Genomic DNA, 11925 nt, shown 5'->3' with positions numbered 1-11925 from the left:
GTCTATTAATAGGGCAGACTTGGTCGTTAATCATTATGAAATGCGGAATTTGTTAAGTATGTTCGCAAATATCAATCAAATCTATAAAAAACATTAAAGCAGCAGTATGGCTAACACCGCGTCATCGTCCCTTGCCGGGCCTAAACAGGCCAGTTACGTGCAGGCTCTCAGCATTCTAGGTATTCTTTATTTCATGATGGGTTTTGTTACCTGGGTGAATGGAACGCTGATCCCGTTTTTGCAGATAGCCTGTAATCTTAATATCTCTGAGGCGCTGCTGGTAACATTTGCTTTTTACATGGCATATTTTGTATTAGCTGTGCCATCATCATTTGTTATTAATAAAACAGGGTTTAAAAATGGAATGGCATTGAGCCTTGTTGTAATGGCAGTGGGTTCACTGATCTTCATTCCTGCTGCTAACAGCCGTAGTTTCGGCTTATTCCTGACAGGTCTTTTTGTACAGGGTGCCGGTTTATCATTGCTACAAACAGCTTCCAACCCTTACGTGAGTATTATAGGACCCATCGAAAGTGCGGCAAAACGCATCAGTATCATGGGGATTTGTAATAAAATTGCCGGAGCTATCAGCCCACTGGTGCTGGGTGCTATTGTATTGAAAAATGCAACTTCGCTGGAACAGCAGATTGCACAAACCACCGATGCTGCCCAGAAAGCTTTATTGCTGGATAGCCTTGCTTCAAGAGTGATCATGCCTTATATAGTAATTGCTATTGTATTAGTACTGGTAGCTATTATGATTAACCGCTCTTCACTTCCTGAAATAGAAACAGCAGATGCTCCTGAAGAAGCAGGTGCAGTAGTTGCTACCAAACGTACCAGCATTTTCCAATATCCTTATTTACTATTAGGAGTGCTTTGCATCTTTGTATATGTAGGTGTGGAAGTAATGGCAGGTGACGTAATTGGAACCTATGGCAAATCCCTGGGCATGAGCCTGGATAAAACCAAGTACTTTACTTCGTTTACACTGGTAGCCATGCTGGTAGGTTATATAACAGGTATCATCACTATTCCTAAATACCTTTCACAGGATATGAGCCTGCGGATATCTGCCATACTGGGTATCGTTTTCACTGTGGGGGCTTTCTTCTCCACAGGTTACATGGCGGTTACCTTTATTGCTTTGTTAGGTCTAGCCAACGCACTGATGTGGCCTGCTATCTGGCCACTGGCTATTTACAAGCTGGGGAGGTTTACTAAAATAGGTTCTGCATTACTGGTAATGGGTATTGCCGGAGGCGCTATCTTACCACAGATATATGGTGGCCTTTATAACAGCAAGAGTTTATTCAATTTCCTGTTTTCAGAATCAATTGATTTCAGACATGCATTCCTTTACTGTATGGTTCCCTGCTACATCTACATTCTTTATTATGCTGTAGCCGGCCATAAGGTAGGTAAGAGATAATTAATTAAATAAATTAAAAAAGCCCCGCAAATCTGCGGGGCTTTTTTAATTTATTTAGTACTGATCGTCCAGTGCAAAAACCGGCTTCCTGTTAATCCACCGCCCGCGTGTAAAGTCAGGAATATACTGCACATTGCCCCCTTCCATTACAGACTGCTCACTCAATGGTGTGATCGCGTACCATGTTGCCAGATCGTATACATCAAGCTGATACGGTGCTCCACGTTTCACACTTTCAATAAATGAATTCACCACATACCAGTCCATGCCTCCGTGGCCAGCACCTGCTGCACTGGCGGTAAAGCGTTTCCATAGCGGATGATCATATTTCGCCATATAGCTGCCAGCTTCTTTTTCATTGCCGGCTTTTTCCCATTCATCATAAGGACTTTTTCCTTCTACATACACAGAAGCAGTATCATCCATCCACAACCCGTTGGTACCCTGCACTCTGAAGTTGAGAGAGTAAGGACGTGGCGAATTGGTATCATGCGATAACATGATTGTTTCGCCGTTGTTGGTACGGATCAATGTTGTGACGATATCGCCCAGCTTGAATTCCACTTTTGCATTTGGATGATCTGCACTACTGTTATCAACAATGTATTTATGCAATCCGCGTGATTTTGTTGCCACAGAAGTGAGCGACAGCAAGCGATTTCCCCTGTTAATGTTGATCATGTTGGAAACAGGACCCAGGCCATGAGTAGGATAGAGGTCTCCATTACGGTGTACACTATGGTTGGTTCTCCATTTGGCTTCAGAGATGGCTTTGTCGCCAAACTCTACGCCACCGCCATAAATCTGTTTACCATCATTGAATTTTACCTTGCGTAAATCGTGCTGATAGCCGCCCTGCAGGTGTGTGATTTCTCCGAAAAGGCCCTGGCGTACCATGTTCAGCACTGCCATTACATCCCGGCGATAACACACGTTTTCCATACCAAACAAGGGAATACCGGTTTCTTCACTGGTATTCACGAGGCTCCAGCACTCCTGAACATCGGAGGCTCCGCATACTTCCACGGCAGGTGTTTTACCTGCTTTCATGGCTGCTACAGCCTGGATGGTATGCCATTCCCAGGGAGTAGCGATGATCACTGCATCGATATCATCCCTTTTCAGCATGTTGTAAAAATCTTCCGGGCCATTAGTGTATTCCGCTACTTTCCTTTTGCCGCCGTATGCCTTTGCGATCAGTTCGCGGCATTGTGGAATAGCAAAGTTGATATCGGGATCACTGATGGCAACGACATCTACATCATCACGATGCAGGCATAAATTCAAATGACCTTGTCCGCGGGCGCCTACCCCAATAAGGCCTACTCTTACTTTTTCTTTTTTGACATTTGCGAATAACCGGGCTGGGGTATCCAACAGGGAAAGTCCCACGCCGGCGGCCACGGTGGTTTTGAGAAAGTTTCTCCGGTGTAATTGCTGCTTTTTCATGCGTTGTTTGGTTTTACTCCTGTCGATAACGTGATTGCTTGGTGGTGTATGGGTAGCTGGTGTTTAAAAATAGAGAAATAGATTGTTCTTTTATAGTGATGTACAATTTTTCCCATAAAATTTTGATGGAAGGCTGAATGCGCACTATTTTCACTTTCCCTGCATCAATTTTATCATACTATGTGTTTAACTCTTCATTAAACGCTATTTTTATTGGGCTCATTCCGGGGGAAGAAAACAGGTCGATATACGGCGCACAACGCCGCCCCGGGGGGATAAATCTAAAAAATGAGAAAATTCTTATTGATGGCCGGGCTTTGTGGTACCCTGGCGACTGCTCATGCGCAGAAAATTGCTCCTTACGGAGCTCTTCCTTCCAAAGCCCAGGTAAACTGGCAGGACATGGAATATTACATGTTCATCCATTTGGGGCCAAATACTTTTACAGACAAAGAATGGGGACATGGAGATGAAGATCCGAAAGTTTTTAATCCCACACAGCTGGATGCCCGTCAGTGGGCCCGTACCGCCAAGCTGGCTGGAATGAAAGCGATCATTATCACCGCCAAACACCATGATGGATTCTGCCTCTGGCCCAGTAAGTACAGCACACACACCGTAAGGGAAAGCGCCTGGAAAGATGGGAAAGGTGATGTTTTGAAAGAACTTTCTGCTGCCTGTAAGGAATACGGGCTGAAGTTTGGGGTGTACCTGTCTCCGTGGGACCGTAACCATCCTGCTTATGGCACACCGGAGTACAACCAGGTATTCGTGAATATGCTGAATGAAGTATTAGGGAATTATGGATCTGTATTTGAACAATGGTTTGATGGTGCTAACGGAGAAGGCCCCAATGGGAAAAAACAGGAGTATGACTGGCCGTTATTTCACAATACAGTATATAAGAAACAACCCAATGCAGTTATATTCAGTGATGTAGGACCCGGTTGCCGCTGGGTAGGGAATGAGGAAGGTATTGCCGGTACTACCAACTGGGCTACCCTCAATATTACCGGTTTCGCTCCTGGTTCTGCCGCGCCTTCACAGGCAGTGTTGAATGAAGGAAATATGAATGGCGAAAAGTGGGTTCCTGCGGAATGTGATGTATCTATCCGTCCGGGATGGTTTTACAGTGAATCTACTAATGAACAGGTGAAAAGTTTGCAGGGCCTGATGGACATCTATTATGGTTCTGTAGGCCGTAATGGTAATATGCTCCTGAACGTGCCTGTGGATAGAAGAGGACTGATCTATTCGGCAGATTCTATCCGCCTGATGGAATTCCGCCAGATCCGGGAAGCTATCTTTAAAACTAACCTGGCATTAAATGCTAAAGTAACCACCTCTGCCGCCAGGAAGGGAGTTAAAAATAGCAGCCTGGTAGATGGTAAAACAAATACTTACTGGGCAACACCGGATAACGAACTGAAAGGATCTGTTACCCTGGATTTTCCGAAATCGGTGACTTTTAACCGCCTGTTATTGCAGGAATATGTACCGCTGGGACAACGGGTAAAGGCTTTTTCTATAGAAGTATGGCAGGATGGTGCATTCAAAGAACTGGCTACCGCCACCACAATAGGGCATAAACGTGTGTTATTGCTGCCGGATGTGACCACCAGCCGCATACGTATCAACATTCTGGATGCGCTTGCTTGTCCGGTGATCAGTGAAATACAATTATATAAAGCACCGGGATTACTGGCATTGCCTGAAATTAAGCGTAATAAGAATGGACAGGTGAGCCTCACCTGTGCTTCTCCTGATCCGGAACTGCATTACACCCTGGATGGTAAAGAACCGACTTTCAGCTCCCCGGTATATACGGGTCATTTTGACCTTCCACAAGGTGGAATTGTGAAAGCAAAGGCATTCCTGGAAGAAGGGAAAATATCCAGCGCCACAGTATCAGCGGGTTATGATATTGCACCGGCGAAATGGAAGGTGGTATTTACAGATGGTCAGGCAGATGGGGCTGATCCTGTAAGGGCTATAGATGGAGATCCGGCTTCTTACTGGATGACCAATTACCAGCCGGATGCATCGAAGTATCCCCATGAAATTCAGGTAGATATGGAAGATACCCTTGCATTGAAAGGGTTTACTTATACGCCCCGTCATCAGTTGGTACGTTCCGGTACCATATATACATATGCATTTTATGTGAGCCTGGATGGTAAGAACTGGGGCGAACCGGTAGCGCAGGGTAGTTTTGCCAATATTGCGAATAACCCTGTTATTCAGTCTGTTAAGTTTGATAAACCGGCAAATGGCCGTTTCATAAGGCTGGTAGCGCTGGCCCCGGCCAATGAAAAAGAACACTGGGCGAGTGTGGCAGAGTTAGGTGTGATTACGAAGTAGTTGATTTCCAATAATAAAGCAGCAATCCCCGCGCCATAAGGTGTGGGGATTGCTGCTTTATTATTGAAGATATACCCAAAAGTATACTTGCATTGAAATTGAATATGAGTGCTTAGCGGGAAGTAGTTTAAACAGGTGGTAAGCAGGTAGTAAACGGGAGGTAAACAGGTATTTAGCGACCAAACACCTGTTTATCACCTGTTTACCTCCCGTTTACTACCTGTTTAAACTACTTCCCGTATACATCTTTACCCAGCCCCGGGAGCATTATAGAAGCCGTCAGTTATTAGTTGGCCCATAATTTGCTTATATGTGATCATAATTTAACATATCGTCTTAATTTTTTTGACCGTTATAAAAAAATAATATTATAACTTTGCGGTTGATTATAAAAAAGACAGTTTTTAACAATTTAATGTTGAACAGAAGTTGGAAAACTTTTCAAACCATACCAACGTTTCCGCTTATCACCCTTCTTTAAAGGAAGGGGTATACTCTGTTGTCTTCAACGTCTGTAGGTTCCTCTCCCGACGACCTCGTATTTGATAGTGTCCGCTTACAAAATGCACGCTATCGCACCGTGATACTCCCTTATCACACATGGTGACTACATCCAGCAATGGATTTCAGGATTTATTATTTATTGATTTACATTTTCAATTGACAAAATTGGAAAATCCAAATATCATTGTCAGAGTTGCGACTGCTGACGATAAACATTATGGTAAAACCATCACAGATGAGATGGAATCTTCTGCCAAGGCACGTGGAACCGGTATTGCCAAGCGTTCTCCGGAATACGTGCAACTGAAAATGGAAGAAGGTAAAGCAGTGATTGCTGTTACAGACAAAGGCGAATGGGTAGGTTTTTGCTATATAGAAGCATGGGGTCATGAGAAATTCGTGGCAAACTCCGGCCTGATCGTGAACCCGGCTTTCCGGGGGCATGGTGTGGCTAAAGCTATCAAAATGCGTGTGTTCGAATTATCCAGGCAGAAATATCCTGATGCCAAGATCTTCGGTTTAACTACCGGTCTGGCAGTAATGAAGATCAACTCAGAACTTGGTTACGAACCTGTTACCTACTCAGAGCTGACCGACGACGAAGAATTCTGGAAAGGCTGCAGAAGTTGTGTGAACTTTGACGTACTAACAAGCAAAGGCCGGAAGAACTGTCTGTGTACTGCTATGTTGTACGATCCGGCAGAAAAAGCAAAAGAAGCAGAAGAAAAGGCTGCAAATATGAGAGCATCTTCTATTACATTGCTGACAGATGTACAACCTCAGATGCTGGTTGCCGCCAACGGTCAGATGCATCATAAAAAGAAGGACAGAACATTTAAAGGAAACTTTAAGTTATTTGAACGTTGGATCCGGTTTAAAAGATACGTGCTGCTGAAAAGTGGAAAAGACAATGGCGGCGGCGGTGCAGCTTCCAGCAGAAAGAAGTTCTTTTTGTTCAATCTGTTTTAAATTATTAACACTTCAATTATCATAAATGAAAAAAGTAGTACTGGGATTTAGTGGAGGGCTTGATACATCCTATTGCGTAAAATATCTGACAGAAGAAAAAGGATATGAAGTGCATTCAGTGATTGTAAATACCGGCGGTTTTACAGAAGAAGAACTGGTGGAAATTGAAAAGCGCGCCTATAACCTGGGAGTAAAGAGCCATAAAGCAGTAAATGCAGTACGTTCTTATTATGATGATGTTATTAAGTACCTGATATTCGGTAATGTACTGAAAAATAATACTTATCCGCTGAGCGTAAGTGCTGAGCGTATGAGCCAGGCAATTGCGATTGCTGAACATGTGAAAGAAGTAGGTGCAACAGCTGTTGCACATGGTAGCACCGGTGCTGGTAACGACCAGGTACGTTTCGATATGATTTTCCATATCATGATCCCTGGTGTGGAAATTATCACTCCAATACGCGATCTGAAACTGAGCCGTGAAGCAGAGATCGAATACCTTAAGAAAAAAGGTGTGCAGATGAACTTTGAAAAAGCTGCATACTCTATCAATAAAGGTATCTGGGGTACATCCGTAGGTGGTAAGGAAACACTGAACTCCAATGGATTTCTGCCCGAAGAAGCCTGGCCTACACAGCTTTCCAAAAAGGATGCTGAGCAGGTGAAACTGCACTTTGAAAAAGGTGAACTTACAGGTGTGAATGATAAAACATTCTCACATCCTACAGAAGCTATCCAGTATTTACAATCTATAGCAGGGCCGTTTGCACTGGGCCGTGATATCCATGTGGGCGATACCATTATCGGGATCAAAGGCCGTGTGGGTTTTGAAGCTGCCGCTCCTGTGGTAATCATCAAGGCACACCATGCACTGGAAAAACATGTGCTTACAAAATGGCAGCTGAGCTGGAAAGATCAACTGTCACAGTTCTATGGCAACTGGCTGCATGAAGGTCAGATCATGGACCCTGTGATGAGAGATATAGAAGCTTATCTGAAGAACAGCCAGCAACATGTTACCGGCGATGTGTTTGTAACATTACAGCCATACCGTTTCCAGGTAACAGGTATAGAGTCTGTTTATGATCTCATGAGCAGCAAATTTGGCAAGTATGGTGAAATGAATAATGGCTGGAGTGGAGAAGACGTAAGAGGCTTCAGCAAGATCTTCGGTAACCAGACTATGATCTGGCACCAGGTATCTGAAAGCGCTAAAGGAGAATAAGATGGCAAACGATAAAAAAATAAAAGTAGGGATCATTGGTGGAGCAGGGTATACCGGTGGAGAAATGATCCGGGTTTTATTGAATCATCCTGATGTAATTATTTCTTTTGTACATAGCCGGAGTAATGTGGGTAATCCGCTGTATGCCGTACATGCGGACCTGCTGGGCGAAACTGAATTGACCTTTACAGGTGAACTGAGCAATGATATAGATGTGTTGTTCCTTTGCCTGGGACATGGAGAATCAAAGAAATTCCTGGAAGCAACGGAGATTGCTCCGGATGTGAAAGTGATTGATCTGAGCCAGGACTTCAGACTGGGAGAAACTGTAAAAGGAAGGGAATTCGTTTATGGATTGCCTGAAATGCAACGTGAGAAAATAGTAACAGCGAAAAATATTGCCAACCCCGGTTGCTTTGCAACTGCTATACAACTGGGATTATTACCATTGGCTAAAGCAGGGTTGCTGAAAGAAGTACATACTACCGGCATCACAGGTTCTACCGGTGCCGGTCAGAGCCTGCAATCTACCTCCCATTTTACATGGAGAGCCAACAACATATCCACTTATAAAGTACTCACCCATCAGCATCTGAAAGAAATACGACGAAGCCTGCAGCTGTTGCAGCCTTCTTTCGCCGCCGATGTCAACTTTGTACCGGTACGTGGCGATTTTCCAAGAGGCATCTGGGTAACTTCCTACCTGGAATGTGACCTTTCCCTGGAAGAAGCACAGCAGCTGTACAAAGCTTATTATGCTGGTCATCCGTTCACACATGTCAGTGACAAACAAATAGATCTTAAGCAGATAGTGAATACCAATAAATGCCTGATCCAACTGGAAAAAACGGGTAATAAACTGGTGATCCACTCTATAGAGGATAATCTGCTGAAAGGTGCGTCAGGACAAGCAGTGCAGAACATGAATATCATGTGCGGACTGGAAGAAACAGCAGGATTGAAGCTGAAGTCTATCGTATTTTAAGTTTACTATTTTATAATATTGAGATTGATCAGAAGAACTTATTTTGCCAGCTTCTGACAGAATTTTCTGGTCAGTCTGTCCAACTCAATCAACAATGCAATTATTCGACGTATATCCAATAAACGATATTACTATAGAGAAAGCCGAAGGTTCCAATGTATGGGACGATAAAGGCACTCAATATCTTGATCTGTATGGCGGTCATGCCGTTATTTCTATCGGTCATACACATCCTCATTACGTAAAAAGGCTAACAGATCAGCTACAGAAAGTAGGGTTTTATTCCAATTCAATCAGGATACCATTGCAGCAGCAACTTGCTGCCAAGCTGGGTAAGATTTCCGGTAAAGAGGATTACCAGTTGTTCCTTTGTAACTCTGGTGCTGAAGCGAATGAGAATGCTTTAAAACTGGCTTCTTTCCATAATGGCAAAAAGAAAGTAATTGCATTCAAAAAGTCTTTCCACGGCAGAACATCCCTGGCGGTAGCTGTTACAGATAATCCGAAAATAGTAGCACCAATAAATGAAACTGATAATGTGGTTTTTCTTCCCCTGGAAGATGAAGCTGCACTGGAAGCTGCATTTAAACAATACGAAGTATCTTCTGTAATTATAGAAGGAATACAGGGAGTAGGTGGTATCCGGGTAGCCAGTGCATCTTTCCTGCAAAAGATCCGGAGCCTGTGTGATGCCAATAACGCTGTGTTTATAGCAGATAGCGTACAGTGTGGTTATGGAAGAAGCGGTAAATTCTTCTCTCATGATTATGCTGGTGTAAATGCAGATATTTATACCATGGCAAAAGGAATGGGGAATGGTTTCCCTATTGGTGGCATCATAATAGCGCCACATATACAGCCTTCTTATGGATTGCTGGGCACTACTTTTGGTGGTAATCATCTGGCTTGTGCTGCTGCACTGGCAGTGCTGGAAGTGATAGAAAAGGAGAACCTGATAGAGAATGCTGCCAAAGTTGGTAATTACCTGATAGAAGAACTGAAAAAGTTCCCACAGGTGCTGGAAGTAAGAGGCCGGGGATTGATGATCGGTATTGAATTGCCGGAATCATTGGCACATGTGAAAAAGGACTTGCTGTTCAAACATAAAATATTCACTGGAGAAGCTAAACCGAATGTAATACGGCTGTTGCCTTCTCTGGCACTGACCATTGAACATGCAAATGAATTCCTGGCAGCATTTAAAAAGGAACTGGCAAACAATTAAACTCATCATTACAGAGCTATACACACAATGAAACAATTTATTTCCGTAGATGATGTACCAAGTGTCCCGCGTTTAGTGGAGATTGCACTGGACTACAAAAAACAACCTTTCAAAGACAGATCTTTGGGTGAGAATAAAACCCTGGGCATGATATTCCTGAACCCTAGTTTGCGAACGCGTTTAAGTACGCAGGTAGCAGCCAAAAACCTGGGTATGGAAGTTGTGGTCTTTAATATCGATAAGGAAGGATGGCAGCTGGAAATGAATGATGGCGCTGTAATGAGCGGAAATACGACTGAACACGTAAAGGAAGCCGCCGCCGTGATGGGACAGTATTTTGATATCCTGTCCATCCGCACCTTTCCCGGACTGAAGGATAAGGAGGCAGACTATACGGAGAAATATATCAACCAGTTCATTAAATATGCCGGTGTACCCGTAGTGAGTCTGGAAAGTGCTACGCTGCACCCATTGCAGAGCCTCACTGATGTAATTACTATCAAAGAGGAGTGGAAAGAAACCCGCCGTCCTAAAGTAGTAATGACCTGGGCTCCACATGTAAAAGCATTGCCACAGGCAGTACCTAACTCTTTTGCGCAGTGGATCAATGCATGGGGTGAAGCAGATTTTGTGATCACTCATCCGAAAGGATATGAGCTGGATAAGAAATTCACAGGCAATGCACCGATAGAATATGACCAGGATAAGGCGTTGCAGGATGCTGACTTTGTGTATGTGAAGAACTGGTCTTCTTATGAAGATTACGGTAAGATCACCTGCACGGACAGCAAATGGATGGTGACTAACGAAAAATTGAAAGGCACAAATAAGGCTAAAGTTATGCATTGCCTTCCTGTAAGAAGGAATGTGGTGATAGCAGATGAAGTGCTGGATGGTCCGCAGTCTATCGTTATCAAAGAAGCGGGCAACCGTGTATGGGCAGCACAGGCAGTGCTGAGCCAGATCTTAAAAGAAAAGTAATCTATGATCGATCTCTTTATTATAAAAGTAGGCGGGAATGTGATTGATAACCCGGTATTACTGCAGAGTTTCCTGGAGAAATTTGCCAGCATACCAGGTAAGAAAATACTGATTCATGGTGGCGGTAAAATCGCTACCCGCATAGGAGATAAGCTGGGTATTGAATCGAAATATGTGAATGGTCGCCGTATCACAGATGCGGAAACTATTGATGTAGTAACTATGGTATACGGTGGTTTGGTAAACAAACAACTGGTAGCTAAATTACAGACAAATGGTTGTAACGCTATTGGTATGACCGGTGCAGATGCCAATATTATCCCCGCTGTGAAACGCCCTGTTAAAGAGATCGACTATGGCTTTGTAGGAGATATTGATTCGGCAAAAGTGCAGGCAGTACCGTTAAAAGCACTGCTGGAAGCTGGCCTTACACCAGTGTTTGCACCACTTACACATGACGGTCAGGGACAGATGCTGAACACGAATGCGGATACTATTGCGTCTTCTCTGGCAACAGCTTTATCGCAATATTATTCCGTACGACTGATCTACTGTTTTGAAAAGAAGGGAGTGCTGCATGATGCAAATGATGATAATGCAGTCATTAACCTGATTGATCGTCAGATATACCAGGAACTGCTGGCTGATCATATACTATCAGATGGCATTTTACCCAAGCTTGAGAATGCTTTTGCCGCTATTGAAAGCGGGGTAGCAGAAGTGCTGATTGGACATGCAGATGATGTACTCAGCAATACCACCGATACAATAGCAGGTACTTTAATACGTTGACC

At 43.7% G+C, this 11925-nt stretch carries 9 protein-coding genes; 8 read left to right on the top strand and 1 reads right to left on the bottom strand.

All coding sequences use genetic code 11. From position 1 onward, the window contains the following. Positions 1–106 precede the first annotated feature (106 nt). Positions 107–1432: a sugar MFS transporter gene (locus tag BM176_RS01160; RefSeq protein ID WP_090098739.1), complete on the top strand. Its 1326-nt coding sequence runs from the start codon at positions 107–109 to the stop codon at positions 1430–1432. A gap of 54 nt (positions 1433–1486) precedes the next feature. Here the strand turns inward: BM176_RS01160 and BM176_RS01155 are convergent, their stop codons facing one another. After that, positions 1487–2881 (bottom strand): Gfo/Idh/MocA family protein, encoded by a 1395-nt coding sequence (locus tag BM176_RS01155; RefSeq protein ID WP_090098737.1) that lies wholly within the window; start codon positions 2879–2881, stop codon positions 1487–1489. Between the two features lie 288 nt (positions 2882–3169). Between BM176_RS01155 and BM176_RS01150 the strand changes: the two genes are divergently transcribed. The 7 genes from BM176_RS01150 to argB all read left to right on the top strand — a co-directional run bounded on the left by BM176_RS01150 (position 3170) and on the right by argB (position 11923). Continuing rightward, the gene (locus BM176_RS01150) at positions 3170–5242 is read left to right on the top strand and encodes an alpha-L-fucosidase (protein ID WP_255373399.1); all 2073 of its coding nucleotides are present in this window, start codon (positions 3170–3172) and stop codon (positions 5240–5242) included. 669 nt (positions 5243–5911) lie between these two features. After that, on the top strand, positions 5912–6715 hold the full coding sequence (locus BM176_RS01145; RefSeq protein WP_255373398.1) for a GNAT family N-acetyltransferase: 804 nt from the start codon (positions 5912–5914) through the stop codon (positions 6713–6715). 25 nt (positions 6716–6740) lie between these two features. Beyond that, the gene (locus BM176_RS01140) at positions 6741–7940 is read left to right on the top strand and encodes an argininosuccinate synthase (RefSeq protein ID WP_090098733.1); all 1200 of its coding nucleotides are present in this window, start codon (positions 6741–6743) and stop codon (positions 7938–7940) included. Position 7941: 1 nt separating this feature from the next. Then, positions 7942–8925 (top strand): N-acetyl-gamma-glutamyl-phosphate reductase, encoded by a 984-nt coding sequence (gene argC, locus BM176_RS01135; RefSeq protein ID WP_090098731.1) that lies wholly within the window; start codon positions 7942–7944, stop codon positions 8923–8925. 94 nt (positions 8926–9019) lie between these two features. Continuing rightward, on the top strand, positions 9020–10150 hold the full coding sequence (locus BM176_RS01130; protein ID WP_090098729.1) for an aspartate aminotransferase family protein: 1131 nt from the start codon (positions 9020–9022) through the stop codon (positions 10148–10150). A 27-nt stretch (positions 10151–10177) separates the two neighbouring features. Further along, entirely contained in the window at positions 10178–11131 is a 954-nt protein-coding gene (locus tag BM176_RS01125) for a Rossmann-fold NAD(P)-binding domain-containing protein (RefSeq protein WP_090098727.1), read from the top strand. A gap of 3 nt (positions 11132–11134) precedes the next feature. Then, positions 11135–11923, top strand: a complete 789-nt coding sequence (gene argB / locus BM176_RS01120) for an acetylglutamate kinase (protein WP_090098725.1) — start codon at positions 11135–11137, stop codon at positions 11921–11923. The last annotated feature ends 2 nt before the right edge of the window (positions 11924–11925 follow it).

Source organism: Chitinophaga sp. CF118 (assembly GCF_900112615.1).
GTDB lineage: Bacteria > Bacteroidota > Bacteroidia > Chitinophagales > Chitinophagaceae > Chitinophaga.
This window is presented reverse-complemented; position numbering and strand designations above follow the sequence as displayed.